This is a genomic window from Marinomonas sp. UCMA 3892 (assembly GCF_012726345.1).
Lineage (GTDB): Bacteria > Pseudomonadota > Gammaproteobacteria > Pseudomonadales > Marinomonadaceae > Marinomonas.
The window spans coordinates 122,306-145,787 of the sequence record NZ_PTXN01000010.1 but is presented as its reverse complement, the minus strand read 5'-3'; the positions used below and the strand labels follow the sequence as shown (position 1 = coordinate 145,787).

Annotated in this window: 16 protein-coding genes; 12 read left to right on the top strand and 4 right to left on the bottom strand. The window is 43.7% G+C overall.

Features of this window, described 5'->3' with window-relative positions:
* Position 1 precedes the first annotated feature (1 nt).
* The 7 genes from B6N13_RS15480 to B6N13_RS15450 all read left to right on the top strand — a co-directional run bounded on the left by B6N13_RS15480 (position 2) and on the right by B6N13_RS15450 (position 7,683).
* Entirely contained in the window at positions 2-970 is a 969-nt protein-coding gene (locus B6N13_RS15480) for a siderophore ABC transporter substrate-binding protein (RefSeq protein WP_282434085.1), read from the top strand.
* 92 nt (positions 971-1,062) lie between these two features.
* Positions 1,063-3,303 carry a TonB-dependent siderophore receptor gene (locus B6N13_RS15475; RefSeq protein WP_169459890.1) on the top strand — a complete coding sequence of 747 codons (2,241 nt, stop codon included), beginning with the start codon at positions 1,063-1,065 and terminating at the stop codon, positions 3,301-3,303.
* A 65-nt stretch (positions 3,304-3,368) separates the two neighbouring features.
* Positions 3,369-3,632, top strand: coding sequence for a hypothetical protein (locus tag B6N13_RS15470; RefSeq protein ID WP_248280354.1), 264 nt, complete (start codon positions 3,369-3,371; stop codon positions 3,630-3,632).
* Between the two features lie 145 nt (positions 3,633-3,777).
* Positions 3,778-4,809 (top strand): Fe2+-enterobactin ABC transporter substrate-binding protein, encoded by a 1,032-nt coding sequence (gene fepB / locus B6N13_RS15465; protein ID WP_248280353.1) that lies wholly within the window; start codon positions 3,778-3,780, stop codon positions 4,807-4,809.
* Positions 4,806-5,822: a Fe(3+)-siderophore ABC transporter permease gene (gene fepD, locus B6N13_RS15460; RefSeq protein WP_248280352.1), complete on the top strand. Its 1,017-nt coding sequence runs from the start codon at positions 4,806-4,808 to the stop codon at positions 5,820-5,822. Before fepB ends, fepD begins: the two co-directional genes overlap by 4 nt.
* Positions 5,819-6,835, top strand: coding sequence for an iron chelate uptake ABC transporter family permease subunit (locus B6N13_RS15455; protein WP_169459888.1), 1,017 nt, complete (start codon positions 5,819-5,821; stop codon positions 6,833-6,835). The genes fepD and B6N13_RS15455 overlap by 4 nt, the downstream gene beginning before the upstream one ends.
* Complete coding sequence (locus B6N13_RS15450; protein ID WP_169459887.1) at positions 6,832-7,683, top strand: ABC transporter ATP-binding protein; 852 nt, start codon at positions 6,832-6,834, stop codon at positions 7,681-7,683. Before B6N13_RS15455 ends, B6N13_RS15450 begins: the two co-directional genes overlap by 4 nt.
* Before the next feature lie 89 nt (positions 7,684-7,772).
* On the opposite strand, the gene ltrA is transcribed toward B6N13_RS15450, so the two are convergent.
* The 4 genes from ltrA to B6N13_RS15430 all read right to left on the bottom strand — a co-directional run bounded on the left by ltrA (position 7,773) and on the right by B6N13_RS15430 (position 14,183).
* Positions 7,773-9,038 (bottom strand): group II intron reverse transcriptase/maturase, encoded by a 1,266-nt coding sequence (gene ltrA, locus B6N13_RS15445; protein WP_248280358.1) that lies wholly within the window; start codon positions 9,036-9,038, stop codon positions 7,773-7,775.
* 255 nt (positions 9,039-9,293) lie between these two features.
* The gene (locus B6N13_RS15440; RefSeq protein ID WP_169459811.1) at positions 9,294-9,497 is read right to left on the bottom strand and encodes a hypothetical protein; all 204 of its coding nucleotides are present in this window, start codon (positions 9,495-9,497) and stop codon (positions 9,294-9,296) included.
* A gap of 370 nt (positions 9,498-9,867) precedes the next feature.
* Entirely contained in the window at positions 9,868-13,077 is a 3,210-nt protein-coding gene (locus tag B6N13_RS15435) for an efflux RND transporter permease subunit (protein WP_169459885.1), read from the bottom strand.
* A gap of 11 nt (positions 13,078-13,088) precedes the next feature.
* Positions 13,089-14,183 (bottom strand): efflux RND transporter periplasmic adaptor subunit, encoded by a 1,095-nt coding sequence (locus tag B6N13_RS15430; RefSeq protein ID WP_012069752.1) that lies wholly within the window; start codon positions 14,181-14,183, stop codon positions 13,089-13,091.
* Positions 14,184-14,445: 262 nt separating this feature from the next.
* Between B6N13_RS15430 and B6N13_RS15425 the strand changes: the two genes are divergently transcribed.
* The 5 genes from B6N13_RS15425 (at position 14,446) to B6N13_RS15405 (ending at position 23,471) form a co-directional block, all read left to right on the top strand.
* Complete coding sequence (locus B6N13_RS15425; protein WP_169459884.1) at positions 14,446-16,368, top strand: ATP-binding cassette domain-containing protein; 1,923 nt, start codon at positions 14,446-14,448, stop codon at positions 16,366-16,368.
* A 21-nt stretch (positions 16,369-16,389) separates the two neighbouring features.
* On the top strand, positions 16,390-16,998 hold the full coding sequence (locus B6N13_RS15420; RefSeq protein WP_169459883.1) for a DUF2760 domain-containing protein: 609 nt from the start codon (positions 16,390-16,392) through the stop codon (positions 16,996-16,998).
* 3 nt (positions 16,999-17,001) lie between these two features.
* Positions 17,002-18,780, top strand: a complete 1,779-nt coding sequence (locus tag B6N13_RS15415) for an Hsp70 family protein (RefSeq protein WP_169459882.1) — start codon at positions 17,002-17,004, stop codon at positions 18,778-18,780.
* 3 nt (positions 18,781-18,783) lie between these two features.
* Positions 18,784-21,504: a hsp70 family protein gene (locus B6N13_RS15410; RefSeq protein WP_169459881.1), complete on the top strand. Its 2,721-nt coding sequence runs from the start codon at positions 18,784-18,786 to the stop codon at positions 21,502-21,504.
* 401 nt (positions 21,505-21,905) lie between these two features.
* Positions 21,906-23,471 carry an ABC transporter substrate-binding protein gene (locus tag B6N13_RS15405; RefSeq protein ID WP_169459880.1) on the top strand — a complete coding sequence of 522 codons (1,566 nt, stop codon included), beginning with the start codon at positions 21,906-21,908 and terminating at the stop codon, positions 23,469-23,471.
* Positions 23,472-23,482 lie beyond the last annotated feature (11 nt).

The following is a 23,482-nucleotide window of genomic DNA, read 5'->3' as shown; positions in this document are numbered from 1 at the left end:
TATGAAGATGAATAAACGAAAATGGATTTTTGGTCTTAGTGCAATGCTACTTATCTCATTACAAGGATGCGAAAAGAAGCCCGTTGAATCAGAGCAGGTGTCACACAAGTTTGATCCTCCACTAACCATTCAACATGACCTTGGTACAACCGTCTTAAACCAAAGACCAGAGCGAGTGGCAGCTCTTGATATGAATGAAGTCGACTTTTTAGATCAACTCAACATTCCCGTTGCCGGAATGGCAAAAGATTTTATACCTCATTACCTTGCCTCTTATAAAAACGATTCGAGCATTGAGGACTTAGGCGCGATTGTTCAGCCAAATATGGAACGTGTGCATGCTTTAAAACCTGATTTAATCCTTATGACGCCATTGCATACAAGCAATTATGAAGAGCTATCTAGATTTGCTCCAACACTGTATTTCAACACAATGACAAATCATCACATTGCTAGTATCAAAGAGCACCTACTCACTTTAGGAAGTATTTTCGGTAAAGAGCAATTGGCAAAGGAAAAATCTCTCGAACTAGACAATAAAGTCAAAGAAATACAACAGCTAACACAAAACCGACCAGAAAAAGCACTCGTTGTCCTCCACAACAACGGCTCATTTAGTAGCTTTGGCAAACAGTCACGTTATGGCTTCGTATTTAATGAGTTAGGTGTTCAACCAGCAAACAGCGACAAAGAAACAGGGCTTCACGGCCAACCCATTTCGAGCGAGTTTATAAAACAAGCAGATCCAGACATCATCTATATAGTCGATCGAACAGCCGTTATGGAGCGCCGTGACGTAATCAAATCTGATGAGATAAGTAATCCACTACTTCGTCAAACCAAAGCTTGGAAAAATGGGCGTGTCATTTTTGCCGATGCAGATGCTTGGTACATTGCAGCGGCAAGCCCTACCGCCATTAAAATTATGCTTAACGATATCGCCGAAGGATATAAAAAGATCAAAGAATAATTTTTATTAGTAATGATTATTACTAGCTATATTAACATTAATTTTATGTTTACTCATATCAACTCTTCTACTAAAACAATAGGATGTTTTATATGTACTCCTCTCAATATGCGGGAAATGAAACAAAGACTAAAAAAAGCAACCAAGAAACGCTTTTTTTAAAATATCACGCCGCAAAAAATGCACTCTATGCAGGTATCGCAGCTGGAACCGTTTTTTTGTATAGCCAATCTGCTTATGCAGAAACTCAAACAACGACAAAAGAAAACAACGCAGTTTCAGCGGTTGCCCTTCCAGAAATAACTGTGGAAGATTCTCGTGAAAAAAAACCAGTGTACTCTGGCAGTAATGGACAAGTTTTAGAAACAAGCCACACAGGTTTTTTAGGAGATAAAGACGCTTTAGATAACCCATTCAATGCCATCAGCTATACAGACAAATATATCCAAGACCAACAATCTAATGATATTTCAGATGTCATCAGCGCGACAGACCCTTCTGTTCATAGCACTAACACCAGTGGCGAAAGTCGAGAAAGCTATTCTATCCGAGGTTTCAGCTTCGATAGTAACGATGCGACTGTTAACGGTTTAGCAGGCATGGCACCTTACTATCGCAGTGCTACTGAAATGTATGAGAGCGTAGATGTGCAAAAAGGCCCTTCTGCCATGCTTAATGGTATGCCTCCTAGCGGTTCTATAGGTGGATCCATTAACTTAGTCACCAAACGTGCCGGTAATGACCCTTTAACTCGCTTAACAACTAAATACCTATCCGACTCACAAGTCGGCGCTAGTGTCGATGTAAGCCGCCGCTTTGGTCAAGACAAGCAATTTGGTATTCGTGTAAACGGTGCATATCTATCAGGTGATGGAACCATTGATCACCAAGAAAATGAGTCTCAATTAGGAGCCATTGCTTTAGACTGGCGCAGTAGTCGAATTCGCTTATCCGCTGACATTTATCACACCAAAGAAAATGTCGACGCACCAACGAGAGGAATAAACCTTGCAAAAGGGCTTGATATCCCACGTCCGCCCTCTAACGATACCTTACTAAACCCAAGCTGGAATTTTTTTGAAAGTGAAACTAAGGGAGCTATGGCACGTGGCGAATTTGACATTAATGACCAACTGACCGCTTATGCCTCTGTCGGTATAACTAAGTGGGACTACCACGGCCTTAGTGCAGATAAAGCTGAAATATACAATTCGGCTGGAGACATAAAAACGACCCTTGGCGCTACCGGCGATGACAATCAAAGAAAATCACTAGAAATTGGTTTAAATGGACGCTTCCAAACAGGTGCAGTGAAACACCAGGTAGCAACAAACATCACTCGTTACGAAGAAGAATACAACCTCTATGCGGCGAGATTTAAAGGTGTGACGATCGACTCTAACATATATAACCCAGTATGGGGGACAAGACCTGATCTGGACTTAAACCTACCTCTTTTGACGACCACAGAAACAACATTATCCAGTTTTGGGCTAGCAGATACATTATCTTTTGCAGATGACAAATATCAATTAACGCTAGGTGCACGCCATCAGCAAATAAAAACAAAAGAAACGGGGGGAATCTTATCTACTGGAGCAGACTATAATAAAAGTGCAATAAGCCCCTCAGCTGCTCTCATTATAAAATTAGCAGATCAAGTTTCTGCTTACGCAAACTATATTGAAGGGTTAAGCAAAGGCCCAACAGCACCAACCACCGCAGATAATGCTGGTAAAAAATTCGCACCCTACAAAACCAAGCAAAAAGAAGTAGGTTTAAAGCTTGATCTAGGAGACTTTAGCCATACCGTTAGTCTCTATGAAATTGAAAAGCCTAACAGCTATACAGACCCTAACACCAAGTTATTTGGTATCTATGGTGAGCAACGTAACCGTGGTGTGGAATGGAGCTTCTTTGGTACACCAGTTGACCATATTCGACTAATGGGTGGCCTGACACATATTGAGGCAGACTTAAGATCAACGAGTAACGGAGATAATAATGGCAAGCAGTCTGCTGGCGTTCCAAAGTGGCAAGCCAAACTTGGAGCTGAGTGGGACACCCCATATATACAAAACCTAACGCTAATAGTTAATGCAAACAGCATATCTAAACAGTATCTGGAAGATGATAATAAACGATCTATTCCTGGCTACACTATATTTGGATTAGGGGCGCGCTATGTGACTTCGGTAAACCAACAACCTCTCACTATCAGAGCCAATATCAACAACCTAACTGATAAAGACGCTTGGACAACAGCAAGCTATAACGCTCTAGGTCTTGTTGAGGGACGATCATTAACGCTATCTGCATCAATGGATTTCTAAACCATATCCATTAATGGCAGAGCATAAAAAAGCGTCTATTTAAAATGGATAGGCGCTTTTTTTGTATGATCAAAGCAACGACCTCTATGTTCAAATTTATTGCCATAGTGCAAGCAAGAAAGGAAGGCAAATGCACTTTACTCATTATCAACATGTCCGCCAATCCTAAAATTCTGCACTGCAACGGCTTTGGATCAAAAAAGAAACGATTCGAAGTCACTGCGGATTCTCTCACATCAAAAAAATCCGTATCACTGGCATCAAACCCAAATTCAAAAATGGCAAGGTTAAATTCAGCGACTTCCCAAAGCTTTCAAAGCTTAACCTAGTCAACCCTCATAGCATAAACTTTTGGTGTTTTACTGTGTAGCAGATAGAGACACAAAAAATAAATAGAGATGATTATCAATAGTATAAATATTCTATTCTCATCTATATAATGACGCGTTCTTCTTAGTCTACAGGATTTTAGACATGGTTCGTTTTATGACACACTTCAAACAAGTTTTCGCTCTTCTTTTTTTAAGTCTCACTTTAGCAAGCTGTGATCAATCACCTCCAGCCTTACCAGACAAATCACAATTAAAAATAGATCAGGTAGAAAAAAGCTCATCGGGTTGGCCAAGAACAATCATGACCCCTGAAGGTTCACTCACCCTCAATAAAAAACCAACCAGAATTGTGTCCACCAGCGTCACCTTGACGGGTACTTTACTCGCCATCAAGGCACCACTTGTTGGTTCTGGCGCCACCATGGCGAATACCAGCGTTGCATCTGAACAAGGGTTCATGCGCCAGTGGGCAGATATCGCAGAAACTCGAGGTATCATCCCCCTATATCAGACCGAACCCAATGCCGAAGCGATAATCAAAGCCAACCCAGATCTGATCATCATTTCTGCAACAGGTGGCGATTCCGCCATCAAGCTTTATGAGCAACTTAAAGATATCGCACCCACATTGGTCATTGCGTATGACGACAAAAGCTGGATGCAATTAGCAAACATCTTTGGCGACATTCTTGGTTTAGAAGAACAAGCGAAAACCATGATCCAGCACTTCGAACAAGAAGTGAAACACACCAAAACTACAATTAATCTACCGCCTCAACCGACCACGGCCATGGTCTACTACCAAGACGACACTGGTGCCAATATTTGGACCTCAGAGTCAGCACAGGGTCGATTATTACAAGAACTTGGCTTTACTCTAGCTGACATCCCCGAGAGCGTAAAAGGCAATATCAGCATGGGGATTCGTCATGACATTATCATCGCTACTGGGGAAAGGTTTCCTGATGCGGTAACTGGCAACACTACACTGCTGTTTTCAGCCAGCTCAGATAGAGAACAAGCCTTTATAGATAACCCTTATTTACATGAAACAAGCTCAGTACAAAACAAACAGGTATTCGCTGTTGGCGATGATACCTTTCGCTTGGACTATTACAGCGCAACCAATTTATTAAAACGATTACAAGCACTGTTTGGACGTGAAAAGTCATGACCAATAACACAATGTCCGCGTCAAAGAGCAAGCGATATGCTTGGTTATTCGCATTGCTGCTATTTTTATTCATTATTATGATCGCCAGTTTATGCATTGGGGCTAAGCCGATTTCCATGGACATTCTGTGGAATATCTTCATGGGCAAAGAACATGGACTTACCAAAACCATTGTTATTGAAGGTCGTTTACCACGCACTTTAAATGGGCTTTTTGTCGGTATGGCGCTTGGAACGTCTGGCGCACTGATTCAGGCGATAACCCGAAATCCTTTGGCGGATCCCGGCATTCTTGGCGTTAACTTAGGCGCCAGTTTAGCCATAGCAATTGCCATCGTCTTTTTAGGCGCAACTCAGCTGACTCAATTTTTTGGCTACGCGGCTCTGGGCGCTTTTTTAGCCAGTTTATTAGTATATTTCGTTGGCAGCATTGGCGGCGGTAAAACCGACCCTCTGAAACTTACGCTAGCAGGGGTTGCCCTTGGCGCCGTATTTGGCGGTATTAGCTCTGGCCTTACTCTTTTTAATCCAAGTGCATTTGATCAGATGCGTTTTTGGGCAGTTGGTAGTCTAGATATTCGCTCGTTATCTGTCCCATTATTTATCGCCCCTATTGTCATCGGTGGCTGTTTATTAGCCATATCGATTACCCCAGCTCTTAATGCATTTGGATTAGGCGATTCTTTGGCCTCAGCACTGGGCAGCAAACCCGCTCGAATTCAGTTGTTAGGGCTAATAGCAGTTACATTGCTCTGTGGCGCTGCCACTGCGGCGGCTGGACCCATTGGTTTTGTCAGTCTTATGATGCCGCATATTGCTCGCTGGATGGTGGGCCCAGATCAACGTTGGATCATCCCCTTTTGCTTTATCCTAACGCCTATATTGCTATTAATTGCTGACATCATCGGGCGTGTATTAATTGTTGGGGAGTTACGGGTTTCTATTGTGACCGCGTTTATCGGCGCACCTATTCTGATTTATTTAGTGCGCAAAAAAGGAGCTTCTGGACTATGAAGATCTATCGTACCTACACACTGACAATAACCAATGTTATCAGCCACTACCCAAAGCAAATCATTTGTTCTTTTACTCTTGCGTTGATCATTGCCACACTTTTTTTTGGCCAACACATTGCCGAAAATACTCAAGATATTTGGCAACTTATCACAGGTCAAGCAGACCCATATCAATCCATTGTTGTGTGGCAATGGCGAGCATCTAGATTGTTTGCCGCCTTAGTAATCGGTGCGGCGCTAGGAATCAGCGGTGCCGTATTCCAATCATTGGTTCGTAACCCTTTGGGTAGCCCTGACATCACTGGCTTTAATGTGGGCGCCTTTACCGGGGTTTTGCTGTCTATTGCTTTGTTTAGCAATCTCTACTGGTTCAGTGTATTGGGCGCAATTCTGGGCGGTCTTTTTTCTGCCTTGCTCGTTTATATTTTTGCCTATAGAGATGGCCATTCCGGTTTTCGATTAATCATTGTAGGCATCGCGATTAGTGCCACCCTTTCTGCGTTTAACCAATGGCTGATACTCAGCGTTTCATTGGAAACAGCAATGACAGCAGCGCTATGGAGTGCAGGCACACTCAATGGTATGACCTGGGCGCGCATATTGCCAGCAGCGGTACTCATTACGGTCTTTATCCTTTGTGCTTTTTTGCTTAATACTCGTATGAAATTACTCGAAATGGGCGACGATACCGCGGCGGCGCTGGGCGTTTCAGTGAATAAAACCCGTCTCGCCCTAATGTTTGTTGGCGTTGCTCTAACCGCTGTAGCCACCGCCATCACAGGCCCAATAGCCTTCATTGCTCTGGCCGCGCCTCAGATAGCAAAACGTCTTGAAAACAGCGCGAGCACCTCATTAGGATCATCCGCTCTAGTCGGCGGCTTGTTATTACTTAGCGCAGATTTTATCGCGCAACATGGCTGGGAAGGCTCGACATTACCGGTAGGACTCATCACCGTGAGCTTGGGTGGTATTTATTTAGTGTTTTTAATTATTCGTGAGGGAAGAAAATGACAGCAACAGTCACAGAAATTCAGCAGAACAAATCAAACGATACAGACTATCAAGCTTTGCCAGAACTTTCTTTGTCGACCCAATCTGTTACCCTCGGTTACGATCAAACAATCATCGCCAACAATCTCTCGGTTGATATTCCTGAAGGTAAGTTCAGTATTATTGTTGGCCCAAATGGCTGTGGAAAATCCACTTTACTAAGAGCACTGAGTAGATTGCTGCCACCAACATCTGGCCAAGTACGACTAAATGGCCAAGACATTCATAGCTTACCAACCCGTGAGGTAGCAAAAATACTGGGGCTCTTACCACAAAGCGCAATTGCTCCAGATGGCATAAAAGTGGTCGATTTAGTCGCTCGTGGCCGTTTCCCCCATCAGAAATGGTTTCAGCCTTGGCGCGAACAAGACCAGATAGCCGTAGAGTCTGCAATGAAAGCAACGGGCATAATGGAGTTCGCTCAGCATCATGTTGATCAACTTTCTGGAGGGCAAAAACAACGTGTATGGGTAGCAATGGCATTGGCTCAAGAAACGCCATTACTGTTATTAGATGAGCCAACAACGTACTTAGATATCGCTCATCAAATTGAGCTGATGGATTTATTTCAAGACTTAAACCGCCTACAAGGTCATACCATGGTGGCGGTTCTGCATGACCTTAATCACGCTTGCCGATACGCTGACAATCTTATTGCTATGAAAGCAGGAAAAATCATTGCCTCTGGCGCCCCCAAAGACATAGTCACTGAAGCACTTATTGAAGACGTATTTGGCTTACCCTGTATGATTCTGGAAGATCCTGTTTCGGGTACACCATTAATCATTCCCAAAAGCCGACAAGTATAGTTGAACAGCAAGCTATAAATATCGAGTAGGGTGAGGCGTTGCCGCCTCATCCCTCTCACAGAACCGTACGTACGGACCTCGTATACGGCTCATGCAAACTTCCATTCAGTATAAACACTGAACACATACCCCGTTCTCACTTCTTCAAGATTCACCAAACCTTGCTCATCGAACCATTTGTTTGGCATCGCGTGGCTGGCTAATGGACTCGCTGCATTTCTCCAACTGGTCATCGAGATGTACTTAAACGGCGGCTTGTAGCCCAGTTGCTTGAGCCTTCGATGCAGCCGTTTAGGTTTCTTCCATAATTTTAGTTGAGCACTGCGAAGCCGTCTCCTTAACCATTGGGCGATTTTCTTGAATTCACCACTCGCATTGGCAATCCTGAAGTACTGTCTGAACCCTCTTAATAGCGGATTCAGCTGTTTGATCACATCACTCAACGGTTTACCGCCGTTTCGTTTCGTCATCTGCTTAAGCCGTTGTTTGAACAAGTCCAGTTTCTTGGTTTGGATTCGGGTATATCGACTTCCGATCTCCACGCCTAAAAACTTCACTCCCTCACGACTGTGCGTAAGGTGCGTCTTTTCTTCGTTCACTTTGAGCTTAAGCTGTTTCTCCAAGATGATCGTTGCCTGTGCTCGTGCATTCTCTGCACCCGCTCGGCTACGACACAGAATCAGGATATCATCCGCATAGCGCACGATTCGATGACCTCTTTGACGCATTTGTTGGTCAAACTCATCTAAGTAGACGTTTGCTATCAAGGGGCTGATCACCCCTCCTTGCGGACTACCTTGCTCTGTTTCTTGCCAATCCGTACCAACCATTACGCCACTTTTTAGGAACTGTTCTATCAGCTTCAACACACTGCCGTCTGTGATTCGCTTTCTCAGGCTTTTTAAAATTAAGCCATGATCCAGTCGATCAAAGCATTTTGATAGATCCATATCCACCACATGGTTTAGGCTATAACGGCGCATAAACATCGTGGCTTTGTTGATCGCATCATGACAGCTTCGCTTTGGTCGATAGCCAAAACTCGAGGGATGGAACTGTTCTTCAAAAATGGGCGTAAGGATGTCGGTTAGGGTTTGTTGAACGACTCGATCCCGAACGGTCGGGATCCCAAGCAATCGCACACCACCGTCCGCTTTGGGGATTTCTACCCGTCTGACTGGACGCGGTTGATACTGCTTGGTTTTCAGTTCAAGAAGAAGTTGATCCAGTTCATCACTCAACTTCGAGGCGAAGTCACTCAGGCTCTGCTTATCTATGCCAGCCGCGCCTTTTGCTTTCCACACCTTTTTGAAGCCTTTGTACAGTCTCTCCTTACTCAGCAAGTGACCATACATGCTGTAATAAACTCGGTGCCTCTCCTCTTGGGTTGTGCGCTGTGTGGGGACAAAATGTTTCTTCTTCATGTTGGTCTATTTCGCTCTGAGGTTTAGCCTTCTAGCTCAATGGCAATTTACTAAAACGGTGTCAGATCTACTCCCTCGTACGGTTTCCAACTCCAGTTTTCTGCTTCCACAGATCACCACGCTGGAAGACCCCGATTATTCGTCAGTTCGTGTACCACTAAAAAAAAACATCTGCTCATCACAGACTTAAAGCTTACTTCCTCCCTTCGCAACACCGATTAGCTTTTGACTAAACGATGCCCCAACAAACGTCATGCTGTTGGTCAGCTCAGTTTTCTCCTCCACACCATTACTGGGTTTCATTGGCTGAGCTTTACTCACTACTACGGATTCATCTGCCACCTCACACCAACACACGCCTTGGCTCACACCTCGAACGCATGCTTCCAATTCAAGACCGGATTGGATGCCAGGCTTCCCCAGTTACTGCACTGACGCCCTGTTAACAATGCCACCCTCAAACACAGCCTAGGTCTGACTGAGTATCGGGCTTTGCGCTATTTTGCACGCTTACCCACCTAAACTGCCGAAGCAGGTTCACTTGCGTTGTGTACTGTTAACTTCCTATCGCTTCCTTCAGACCCTGCCGTTGGCCAGCAACGCCCTTGCGATTCGGATTCTCTTCCCCCCAGTCGGGGTGAGACAGGTTTCTTACAACCTGACGGGTTTGCCAGCTTCGCTGGGCAAACAAAAAAGCGGACTTAGAATGTTTTCTAAGTCCGCTTTTTCTATTCGGTTATCGCATTTTTACAGCTAAATTTTAACTGTCTTTGTCGGGGGAGTTGTTGTCAGCTGTATTAAACGACTGCTCTTGTTTTTCTCCCTTTGGATTTTCTCCTTCCATTGTCTGCTCTTCTAATGCTTGGAGCTGCTTTCGCTCTTTACGTCGGTAACCTAAAACCAATAAACAGGGCGTCAGAATAAGCGTTAATGGCGTGGCGAAGGTGAGGCCTCCAGCAATAGCAGTAGATAGTTGTGTCCACCATTGAGCCGATGGTGCGCCGATACTAAAGGATTGGTGCACGAGATCAATATTAAATTGAAAAACCATTGGAACCAAACCAAGAATGGTCGTAATAGTGGTTAGCATAACAGGTCTTAGACGCTGAACACCTGTTCTAATAGCCGCTTCACGTACCATCATGCCTTGTTTACGCAAACCGTTGAAAGTGTCGATTAGAACAATATTGTTGTTAACCACAATGCCTGCCAAAGCGATAACACCAACTCCACTCATTACAATACCGAACGGCTGCCCTTTTACCATTAGGCCAATGAATACACCCATGGTTGAAAAGATCACCGCACTCAGAATTAATAAGCATTGGAAGAAGTTGTTAAATTGAGTGACAAGAATGATCGCCATGATGAAAAAAGCTACGCCAAATGCTTTGATTAAAAATATCATGGATTTTTGTTGATCTTCGGTGTTGCCACGGAACTCATAACTGACAGCTTTATCAATACCAGCAGCATCTAGTTTTACTTTTATGGCTTTTATTACTTCATCAACGACTAAGCCGTCTTTCACGTCGGCATCAATTTTAATGGTTTTTTTGCCATCGGTCCTGTTTATCACTCCTTGCTTTGGTGCTGCATATCGATGAATAAAGTTGCTGGCTGGAATGCTGCCTTGGTTTGTTGGAACCTGTAGTTGATCCAATTGATCGAGGCTGCGTTGATTCACCGGGTAGCGTAAAACGATATCAATTTTGTCGTCAGCACCTTCGGGCAAAAAATCGCTTAAAGTTATGCCGGTGGTGACAAGTTTAATAACATTACCAAGACTATTGACGTCAACATTGTAGCGACTTGCCTCTTCGCGATTAATGTCGATACGCCATTCTATCCCAGCGAGAGATCTGTCATCACTAACCGTGATAATTTCATCCCTTAACAAAAGCTGTTTACTTATTTCATCAGCAGCGAGATTGAGGGCTTCGGTGTAATTTGAACTAAGCTGTAGCTGGATATCAGCCCCAGATTGTGGCCCGCCTTGTTCTTTCTCGGCGCTTATTTCAATGCCGGGGATTTGCTTAGTTCTTTCTCGTATGCGATCTAAAATAACGCCAGCAGGGGCTCTTTTGTACCATTCAATAAACTCCATACTGATTGAGCCAATACTATCCGGTGCCGCATTGTTGCCTGGGGTGGCATAAGTTGTTGAAACAACGCTTTTTAGTGAAGGATTACCAATAACTTGCTGTTCAACCAGTCTTACTAACTCATCTTTTTCTTCCAGAGATAAATCACCACGGGCACGTATATCTAGGTTGGCTGATTCAGGTTCGATACTAGGAAAGAACTCAATGCCTTTACCAAATTTACCATAACTAGCAAAAATACTAAGCAGCAGAACAATGGTGAATAGTAAAACCCAAATAGGATATTCGACTAAGCGAGTTAGTGTTCTTCCGTAGAAACCTGTGGGGCCAGTAAGTTCTTTTAGGTCACCTGTTTCAGTGATGCGTAAGGCATGCATGGTTTTTTCTGTATAGGCACCTTTTTTGCCGATAATAGAACCGATGGTTGGCAATACAATTAATGCCATGACTAAAGACGAGGCAAGAGTTGCAATAATGGTAATAGGCATGAACCGCATGAATTCTCCGACTATGTCGGGCCAGAAGAGTAACGGCATGAACACCGCTAAAGTAGTGGCGGTAGAAGCAGTGATTGGCCAAGCCATGCGCTTTGCTGCTTCGCTGTAGGCTTGTCGCTTAGATGCACCTTCAGCCAGTTTTCGATCTGCGTACTCGGTGACTACAATGGCTCCATCAACTAGCATGCCGACACTAAGTATTAATGCAAAAAGAACCACCATATTAATGGTGTAGCCTTGTAAATCGAGAATTAAAATTCCTGAAAGGAAGGCCCCTGGAATGGCTAAACCGACCAAGAAAGCACTTCGTACCCCAAGTGCCCAGACTATAACTATCATTACTAGTAACGTTGCCGCTAGAACGTTATTAAATAGGTCGTTTAGAGAGGTTTCAATGTCGGTGGATTTATCGCCGGTAAGGTTGTATTCGACACCATTTGGCCACTGTTCGCTTTCGTTCTTTACAACGGCTTTAATTGCTTCAATGGTCTCTATAATATTTACACCGACTCGTTTGGATACTGCAAGTGTTATACTGCGTTTGCCCTCTACTCGAGCGTAACTGGTTGGATCTTCAAATGTTAGTTCACCTGTCGCAATATCGCCTAGTAAGACGACTTGATCACCATCAGCTTTAATTGGCAAATTTAGAATGTCTTCTTTTGTCTTGAGTAAGCCTGGGACTTTTAAAGAGAAGCGTCCAGCCCCGGTGTCTAGATTGCCTGCAGCCACCAAACGATTGTTGCCAGAAACGAAGTTGGCCACGTCAGATAATGATAAATTATATGATTCGAGTTGCTCTGGGCGAATGATGATCTGCGCTTGTTGATCACGATCACCGCTGATTTTGGCCTCTAAAACACCATCAATTGCTTCAATAGAGTCTTGTAGGCTTTTTGCTGTGCGACTAAGTGTGGCGAAGCTAACATTGCCTGATAAGTTGACACGTAACACAGGAAAGGTTGAAAGATTAATTTCGGTGACTGTTGGTTCGTCTGCATCGTCCGGTAATTCACTTTTTGCTCGGTCTACCTTATCTTTAGTGTCGCTAATTGCTTGGTCAATATTTACGCCAGACTCGAACTCCAACATGATAGAGGCATGGCCTTCTGAGGCGGTAGATTTTAGTTCTTTTAAGCCTTCTAGTCCTTTGAGTTCTTTTTCTAACGGATGAACCAACAAGCTGTCGGCATCTTCTGGTGAAATGCCATCTAGAGAGACGGAGACATAAGCCATTGGAATGGTAATATCGGGGTCACTTTCTTTTGCTATTTCGATATAAGAAACCGTGCCCATAATCAATATGAGGACGAAAAACATCATTACGGTACGAGAGCGAGCTAAGGCTGCCTCAATCAATGTTTGCATTGTGGGCCTCCTTAGTTTTGATAATGGGCTTCGACTTTATCGCCCGCAGACACAAAACCTTGTCCGACGGTAATAATGTTTACATTATCGGGAAGGCCGCGCACCCAAACTTGATCGCGTTCTGATTTAATGATTTCAACAGGTGATACAACAACAGTATTATCGATGTTGATAGTTTTTATGGCCGTTCTACCTGAATTATCTAAAGTGAGTAGTGCTGGCGAAAAAGCATGAGCTCTTTGTTGATCTAAAATGAAATCAACGGCAGCAGTTAAGCCGGCAGGTATAGTGTTGCCAGGGTTTTCAACTTGCATTTCGACACTGATGGTTCGGCTAGATTCGTTAGCTGTTGAACTAATATAGGAAACGAACCCTTCGGCTTCATAGCCAGATTCAAGGCGAATGTTGCCTTGAGTGCCAAGTTTTATGAGTTGAATTTTATTTTGTGGAATATTGACACTAACTTTTATCGGGTTCACTGAAACTAGGGTGCCAATTGTTGCACCAACAGCTAATACTTGTCCTTCTTGGACCTCTAAGGTATTTAGTATGCCTGAGAAGGGCGCGGTTACATTTGCATTCTCTAAATCAACTAATAATGATTTTTCTGTCGCTTTTGCAGAAGCAAGATCTGTTTCCGCTTGGGCTAGATTGACCTTTGAAGTCAAGTTGCCTGCATTCAGTTTTCTGATGCCATCTAGTTCAAGCTGTTTTTGTTTGACGAGTAAACCAGCTTGTTCTATTTGAACCTTAAGAGTACGAGTATCTATTTGTACTATAGAGGTGCCTTTTTTAATGAAACGCCCTTTTTCGATAGGTAGTTTTATTATGCGTCCTTGATAACTATTGATAAGCTGCAAAGTCTCATCTGCTAATGTCTTTCCGCTTAATGGCAAGTGCATTTCAATGGTTTTAGTTATTAATGTTTTGGCTTGAACTGGATACGCTAGTTTGCTTTCTTTTGCCTGAGATGAAACAGTACCTTCATTCTGTTTGTTTTCTGTTGGGCTAACCGTAATGCCATTGCCTCCTGCAAACATCCAGGTTACGGTAGCGACGGCAACGACCACAGCGGTAATTGGCCCTACCTTGCTTTTAAGCTCCATTCAAATACTCCATGAAATATAAAAATTATCATTATGTGGGGGTTAGTATATTCGTAAATAATAAGGAAGAAAGCGTTTTTGATTAAACCTTGTGCACACAATAGCAAGAATAAATCGTGATTTTATGATCAAAGTTGCTGGAAATATTTTTTGCGAGCAAAAAACTGTTTCTTTTTAATATCTAGTCTCGTCTATTTGCTCAACCTTCGCCTAGAAGGATGATACTATACCGCCACAAAATTTTTACTTTATATGGATAGATATGAGTCTATTGTCGTTAGAACAGATCAGTGTAGCTTTTGGGCATAATCCGCTGCTGTCAAAAATCAGTTTTTCAGCAGAAGCTGGAGAGCGTGTTGCAATTATTGGACGTAATGGTGCAGGTAAATCTACGCTGTTAAAAGTCATTTCAGGTGAGCAAATTGCCGATGAAGGTATGGTTCGTTTAGAAGGTGGCATGACCATCGGGCAGCTGCCACAGGAACTACCTGATGCGAATGAAAAAACCGTTCGTGAAGTGGTGAGTGAAGGGGCTGGAGAAGCGCATTTTTTAATGGCGCGTTACTTTAAGCTATTAGAAGATTTCGAGAATGACCACTCCAATGAATTAAGCGATATTCAGACCGAATTAGATCGGATTCAAGGTTGGGATCTAGAACAGCGTGTGAATCATATGATTCAACGTTTGGCTTTGCCTGCAGACAAATTAATGTCTGAGCTTTCAGGTGGTTGGCGTCGTCGTGTCATTTTAGCGCAAGCGCTAATTTCTAACCCTGATGTCTTGCTACTGGATGAGCCAACAAACCATTTGGATGTTCCAACAATCGAATGGATGGAGCAACAACTGCAGCAATTTCGTGGTTTGATCTTGTTCATTACCCATGACCGTCGCTTCCTTGAGAAATTAGCTAACCGTATCATCGAGCTTGATCGCGGTAATTTGATTTCCTTCAGTGGTAATATTACTGCGTTCCTTGCTTTTAAAGAAAAAATGCTTGAAGAAGAAGAGCGCGCAAATGCTTTATTTGACAAACGTTTGGCTGAAGAGGAAGTTTGGATTCGACAAGGTATTAAAGCTCGCCGTACTCGTAATGAAGGCCGAGTTCGTGCTTTGAAAGCGTTACGTGAAGAACGATCTGAACGTATTAATCGCCAAGGTAATGCTAAAATGGCGATTGAGACCAAAGACAAGTCTGGCAAGTTAGTAGCGGAATTCACTCAAGTTGGTCACTCCTTTGCTGACAAAGTGATCCTACAACCTATGGATTTTATTGTGAATCGTGGAGACCGAATTGGTCTGATCGGTCCAAATGGTTGTGGTAAAAGTACCTTCCTGAAAATTCTTTTAGGGGATCTTGAGCCTGAGACTGGCACTGTTCGTCAAGGAACTAAACTTAATGTGGCGTATTTTGATCAGCTACGTGAGCAACTTGATCCAGAACAAACCGTTGCAGAAAACGTGGGTGAAGGCAAAGACGTTATCGAAATTAATGGCCAGAACAAACACGTTATCGGCTATCTTGGCGATTTCCTTTTTCCACCTGAGCGTGCTCGTACGCCAGTAAAAGCCTTGTCTGGTGGCGAACGAAACCGTGTATTGTTGGCGAAGCTATTTACTCGCCCAGCTAATCTTTTGATTATGGATGAGCCAACCAACGATCTTGATGTAGAAACATTGGAGCTTCTTGAAGAGTTACTGATGAACTATGATGGCACCTTATTATTGGTAAGTCATGACCGTGCTTTCCTTGATAACGTTGTAACCAGTGTTATTGCTTTTGAAGGCGAAGGTCGAGTGAAAGAATATGTTGGTGGCTATCAAGACTGGATTCGTCAAGGTGGTAAATTCCCAACAGAATCTACTTCCCAAACTGACGACGCGCCAAGCAAAAAAGAAAAAGCCAAAGCTGAACCGAAAAAAGCCAATCAGAAATCTGCTGTACAGGCCAAGCCAAAAGCCAAGCTAAGTTATAAAATTCAGCGCGAATTTGATGATATGCCAGCGACTATTGCGAAGTTGGAAGAAGAAATTGCAGCTTTACATGTAACAACCAGCGCACCAGAGTTTTATGCTGGTGATGCGGATAAAGTGCAAAAAACCTTAGCAAAGCTAGCGCATAAAGAAGAAGAGCTTGAGACAACTATGGAGCGTTGGTTAGAGCTTGAAGAGATGCAAAACGGTTAAACTGCGCAAAACGGGTAAATTATGACGAATAAAGTAAAACCAGTTTCATTTGTACCGCGCTTTTTGGGCGCATTTGGTCAGTTTTTTAAATATATGGGGAGCGGCGATTACGCCGCTCGCTGCCAAACTGTTGGTCAAGGCGAACCATTTGCCTTTGAAGTTGAACCAAAAATCATTACAGAACAAGTAGAAGTGATTCGGGAAATCGAAGTCGCTGCGCCTGTGTTGGATACGGTAAACGCCGATGGTGCGCATCAATTATTGCAACTATTACAACAAGAAGCGCGTTTCGTCGATTTCATTCAAGAAAGCATTGATGATTACAGCGATGAGGATGTGGGGGCGGCATCTCGCCAAATCCACGCCGGTTGTTCTAAAGTGTTGAAGCAACACTTTACCATAGATGTCGTGTCTACAGACGTAGTGAACACGGCGGCAGAAAATAGTCGTGTAGAAGTGCCATCTGGTTATGATGCAAAACAGATCAAACTAGAAGGTCGAGTTGAAGGCGATGGCCCATATGTTGGTACGCTTATTCATCCCGGCTGGAAGGTGACTGAAACTCGTTTGCCAAAAGTAACTAATACCGAAAGTTTAAATATTCTAGCGCCAGCTGAAATCGAGGTATAGCTCATGAGTCAATATTTCATTGGTATCGATCTTGGTACCACGCATTCGGCTGTCTATTATTCTCCGTCTAACCAGGCAGAAGTAGAAACGAATCAAGTAGGGCGCATTCAACAATTGCTCATTCCGCAGTTTATCGCGGCAGGCCAAGTGGATGCTCGTCCTTTATTACCTTCGTTTGTATATTTCCACCATAAAACCGAATTTTTAGAAAGCGACCTACAGCTTCCTTGGGGTAAAGCGCCTTTTATTGTGGGTCAGTTGGCTCGTGAGCTGGGTGCAAAATCTTCTGGCCGATTGGTGCAAAGCGCTAAAAGTTGGTTGTGCCATTCGCGCGTCAGCTCAGATGAAGCGGTTTTACCTGTTGATGCTCTGGAAGAAGTTGAAAAAGTCTCCCCAGCAAAAGTGACAGAAACCCTGTTAGCTCATTTAGTCAGTGCCTGGGCAAACCAATTTCCTAATGCGCCGATTGCTGAGCAAACAGTCGTCATTACTGTGCCAGCCTCATTTGATCCTGCGGCTCGGGCTATCACCGAGCAAGCGGCTGAAAAAGTTGGCTTGCGTGCTCGTTTGATTGAAGAGCCATTAGCCGCGTTTTACGCATGGTTGAGTGATCAACAAAATTGGTCTGAAAGCCTAGAGGTGAACGAGCATATTTTAGTTGTCGATGTGGGCGGTGGCACGACAGATTTATCCTTGATCCAAGCCGTCGAGCAAGAGGGTGCTCTTGGCTTAGAGCGCGTGGCGGTTGGTCGTCATATCTTACTTGGTGGCGACAACATGGATTTGACGTTGACCTACCATTTGGCTGCTCAATTAGCACAAAATGGAACTAATCTTGAACCTTGGCAAATCAGCGGTTTAACTCAAGCTTGCCGTGAAGCGAAAGAACGTTTGCTATCCAATGCTGATCTAGAAGAAGTCAGCGTTGTTGTGCCAAGTCGCGGTCGTAGCTTGTTCAATAACAGCATCAAAGCGACCTTGACGCAACACGATGTGCAGCAGCTTTTGATTGATGGTTTCTTCCCGCAAGTGCAGTTAGGTGAGCAAGCTCAAAAAACAGCGCGCAGTGGCTTTAGTGCGATCAATTTGGATTACGAAGGTGATCCAGCGATTACTCGTCATATTAGTGAGTTCTTAGCTCAGCATGATGTGAAGCCAACGAAGATCTTGCTAAACGGCGGCGTGTTTAACGCTAATGTAATTCGCAGCACACTGGAAACTCGTTTAGCAGCAATGCTGTCTGAGTCGTTGAGCGGCAGAGAGTTAACCATGTTGACGCCATCACATTTGGATCACGCGGTTGCGAAAGGCGCGACCTATTATGCCCAAGTGCAAGCGGAAGGCGGAGTTAAAGTTAAAAGTGGTTTAGCGGCTAACTATTACATTGGTGTAGCTAGCCCAATGCCGGCGATTCCGGGCATGGCGCCACCTGTCGATGCTATTTGTGTTGCACCTTTTGGCTTGGAAGAAGGTTCCGAAGAGCAAATGCTCCCGAACGAGTTTTCGCTCGTTGTTGGCGAAACTGTAACCTTCCGTTTTTTCCAATCAAAAAACAGCGAAGCGCATTCAGTTGGTAAAGTTATTGCGTCTTTTTCGATATCTCAACTCGATGAATTGAATCCTTTATCGGTTCGTTTAGACGCGGGTCATTATCATGCGGGTGACATGGTGCGAGTATATTTAACCGCTCGTGTTACCGAATTGGGCTTACTGTTATTGCAAGCGCACGATACGCAATCTGACCTAAGTTGGACAATTGAGTTTCAAGTTAGGGAGTCGTAAACCATGGCACAACCAGCTTTTCATTCTGCTTATCGAGTTGGGATTGATTTAGGGACAACTAACTGTGTCGTCTCTTACATTCCAGTATCTGACCATTCGAATGCAAATGCGCCCGCTTTGCTGCCTATTCCGCAAGTGATGGCGGATGGCTCGGTACAAGAGTTTACTTATTTACCGAGTGCAATTTATGTGTTGGCGTCAGATGAGATCGGTAAAATTGATCCAGTTTTACCCTGGCGTCACCATGATAAAGAACGAATCGTTGGTGTTGGAGCGTTAGCTTTAGGCCAGCGTCGAGCTGGGCAATTGGTGCAAAGTGCGAAAAGCTGGTTGAGCCATCGTCAGGTAGATCGTCGTTCGGCGATCTTGCCTTGGGCGAGCGAGTTTCCTAAAAAACTTAGCCCACTTGAAGCGAGTAAGATTCTTTTATTGCATATTAAGCAGAGCTGGAATCATCGCTTTGCTGATGCACCGTTAGAATCTCAATCCATAGCGTTAACCTTGCCTGCGTCTTTTGATGAAGAAGCGCGAGCGTTAACCTTGGAAGCAGCCAAACTGGCTGGTCTAAACGATTTATATCTTCTTGAAGAGCCGCAAGCAGCTTGTTATCACTACATTAGCGATGACGAAAAACTCGCCGCGTTAGTCGATAAAAAAATGCTCTTGGTGGTCGATATTGGTGGAGGCACCAGTGATTTTAGTCTGGTTGCTATTCAGCCTACATCAGCAAAGGCGAAAAGCGTTTCGCTTAAACGAATCGCCGTAGGTGAGCATCTATTGCTTGGTGGCGATAACCTTGATCAAGCCTTGGCGTTTCAGTTAGATCCTAAGCAAATCTCTGCGTTATCTGCTACACGTTTAGCGGCTTTGGTTCAGCAAACTCGCCAAGCTAAAGAAACCTTATTAGGTAAAGACGCACCGGAATCGTTAAGCATTACTGTGCTTGGTGGTGGTAGTCGTTTAATCGGTGGTTCGCAAAAATTTGATGTATCGAGAGAAGCCTTATTAGAACAAATCCGTAACGGTTTTTTTCCTTTGGTGAAGAGTGATGATAAGGTGCAAAAGAGCGATTATGCCATGCACACCTTGGGTTTGCCTTATGAGTCAGATCCTGCTTTCACACGGCATTTAGCGGCTTTTTTACAGCAACATGGAGCAGTAATCGAAGCCGCAACCGGCTCGATTATGCCAGATGCAGTTTTATTTAACGGCGGTTTATTTAACAGTCCTGTGTTAAAAGCTCGTTTACTAGAACAGCTGAATACTTGGTCTTCTAAGCCTATTTTAGCCTGCTCTGCAGACGAACCTAACGATGCGGTTGCCAAAGGTGCCGCCATGTATTTAAACGCCCTAGCAGGCGAAAGTACACGCATTGAAAGTGGCGTGGCGCACAGTTTATACCTTAAAGTTGGCGAGAATGAATTTGTCGGCATTTTGCCAAAAGGCACTTTAAAAGGCGAAACCATTCGCTTAGAACAAGAGTTCTTTGTCACTCTGGGCCAGCAAGTACAGTTCCCTTTGTATCGCTCTGACGATCATCTTGAATGTGTGGTTGGCAGAGTACGTGATCAAGATGGATTGCACTATATTTCTACCTTGATGACCGAGCTGGATGGCTCCATCGATTCGCAAGAAACAGCCGTAACGCTATCGGTGCAAATGACCGAAGTGGGGGTGTTGCAAGTAGTGTTAAACGCGAACAACCAGAAAGACCAATGGCGTTTGGATTTTTCAACCCAAGCTAGTTCTTCGCAAGACTCTGAGCAATCTGATGAAAGTGGTTTACTGCATGCCAATATGGGCCAAGCGGAAGAGCATTTAGCGAAGTGTTTTTCTAGCGCGGGTCAAAAGCAAAATCCGGACTTGGTAAAATCTCTTAAACAGGATTTGGAGCAGTTACTGGGTAATCGTGATGATTGGAACCTTGCCACATCGCGACGTTTGGTCGATAAGCTTTTAAGTCTTAAATCTGGTCGAACCAAAAGTGCTCAGCATGAGCGTCAATGGTTGCAGTTGATGGGCTATTGTTTACGTCCTGGCTTTGGCGCTGCGGATGATTTGGCTCGTGTACAGCAAGTGGTGAATGCCACTAAAGCCGGTGCTCAGTTCGACACCGCGCCTGTTTGGGGGCAATATTGGACTTTATATCGTCGTATCGCAGGCGGTTTATCTATTGAACAACAAACGTACTTGTTCAAACAATTTAGCCAATACTATTCGCCAACAGGGCAGCGTTCTCGTGACAAGATGAAAGCTCTGACCACTAAGTCCAGTGACGATTTAATTCGTTTGGTTGGTGCGTTAGAGAGTTTGTCTAATGAAGATAAAACCACCGCAATAGATTGGTTACTAAAACGTTTACAAAAAACCTCTGAGCCGGATACTGCTTGGTGGACGATAGGACGAATTGCCTCCCGTCATCTTTTATCTGGAAAGCAAGAGCAAAGAATTGCTGAGAATAAGCTCTTTCCGATCCTAGAAGTTACACTTAAAGAAGATTGGAAAAAGCGTAAGCAAGCAGGTTTGGCAGCCGTTCTGATGAGCCAAGTCAGCGTTGGTGAATCCGATAAACTCAGCGCTTTACGCAAAAAAGTGGCGAACAAACTCAAAAAAGACAAATGCCCAGTTCAATGGCTTGAGCGTTTAGAAAGTCAAATTGAGATTAACAGCGACGAGCTTAATGCCTTAGTTGGTGAAAGTTTGCCAATTGGATTGCGCTTGTAGTGCCTTTCAAGTAGGTCTTGTATAGTAATCCGATTTACGTTCTATCTTTAGTTATAAAAAACGCTCGATGTATTGCATTGGGCGTTTTTTGCTTATGCAGTTTGATGTTGGTTATCAGGTAATAAGCTTATCAGTAATGCTGATTATCTGTTTTATGTTTAGATTGTTATCATGTCAGTCAGAGCATAACTTTTGTGTGCTCTACTGCTTAATTTTGTTAGATAAAGCGGTCTGATCACTCTAAAACAAGAACATCAAACAATAACTCTAAAAAAATCCACTTATTTTAATTACTAAAGAGATCTATATTTTTTATATAGATAACATGGCTATTGTTTTAGCTTATTCTTTGACATTCATTATTTTACATACAATGAACCGATTATCAGGATGCTATATTTATGAAAAAACTATTAGCAACAAGTTTGCTGGTTTGCGCCAGTAGCTTTTCTGCTTTTGCAGCAACGCCACCAAATGCCTTAGTTGTGGCACAATCATTAGACGATGTTACCAGCTTAGATCCAGCACAAGGTTTTGAATTAACCTCTGTACAAACCTTTACCAATGTTTATCAACGTTTGGTTCAATCTGACCCACAAAATCCAACCAGTCTGGAGCCTACTTTGGCGTCTAGTTGGGAATCAACATCCAACAGTTTAACGTTAACTCTGCGCAAAGGTGCGGAGTTCGCTAGTGGTAATCCAGTTCGTCCAGAAGATGTTGTCTTTTCTTTGGGGCGCGTGGTTAAGCTGAATCTAGCGCCGTCGTTTATTTTGACTCAATTGGGTTGGAATAAAGACAATGTTGATAGTCACATTCAGAAAATTGCCGATGATAAAGTGAAAATCACTTGGGATGTGAGTGTCGGACCTTCATTTGTATTGAGCCTATTGTCTGCACCTGCGTCTTCTATTGTTGATGAAAAGACCGCAATGGCGAATGCTGAGAACGGCGATCTTGGTCATGCTTGGTTGAATAATCATTCAGCGGGTAGTGGCCCTTTTCAGATTAAACAATACATTCCCCATGAAGCCTTGGTGTTGTCTGCGAATAAAACTTCGCCAGGTGGCGCACCTAAGCTAGATTTGATTTTGATGAAGAATGTGCCTGATGCGGCAACTCGTCAGTTACTGATTGAGCAAGGTGATGCGGACATTGCCCGTAATTTAGGTTCGGATCAGTTTCAATCATTGCAAGGTAAAAAAGGCGTGAAAACTTTGGCTTTACCTTATGCTTCTTTGTACTACATTTTGTTTAATACCAAGGTGGAAAATAACCCAGATTTGGGCAATCCGAAATTCTGGGAAGCCGCACATTGGGCGTTTGACTACAAAGGTATTGGCGTTGATTTGATGCGCGGTCAGTTTCAAGTTCAGCAATCGTTTTTACCAGTTGGTTTCAATGGTGCGTTGACTGATCAGCCATACCGCTATGATCCAGAAAAAGCGAAAGCCATCCTGAAAGAAGCGGGCATTAAAAATCCTCACTTCAAGTTAATTGTCAGCAATCAGCCGCCGTATTTGGATGTTGCGCAAGCTTTGCAAGCGAGTTTTGAGCGTGCAGGCATTAAAGTGGAATTGATTCCGGGCATTAGCAGTCAGGTTTCTAGTGAAGTGAATAGTCATAATTTTGAAGCCACAGTGACTGCTTGGGGCCCAGACTATTTTGATCCAAACACCAATGCGTCAGCGTTTGCGTATAACCCTGAAAATGGTTCAAAAACTCTCGCGTGGCGTGCTAACTGGCAGATTCCAGAGTTAAGCAAGATGACCATTGCGGCTCGAGCTGAAACAGATGAAGCAAAACGTACTGAAATGTACCAAGCCTTGCAGAAAAAAGTTCGTGAAAGCTCACCTATTGTTGTTGGCTTGCAAAACAAAAAGCTAGTTGCTATTCGAGAAGACTTGCAAGGCTACGTACAGGGCATAATGCCAGATATGGTTTATTACAAGAACGTTTCTAAATAATGGGCACCTCT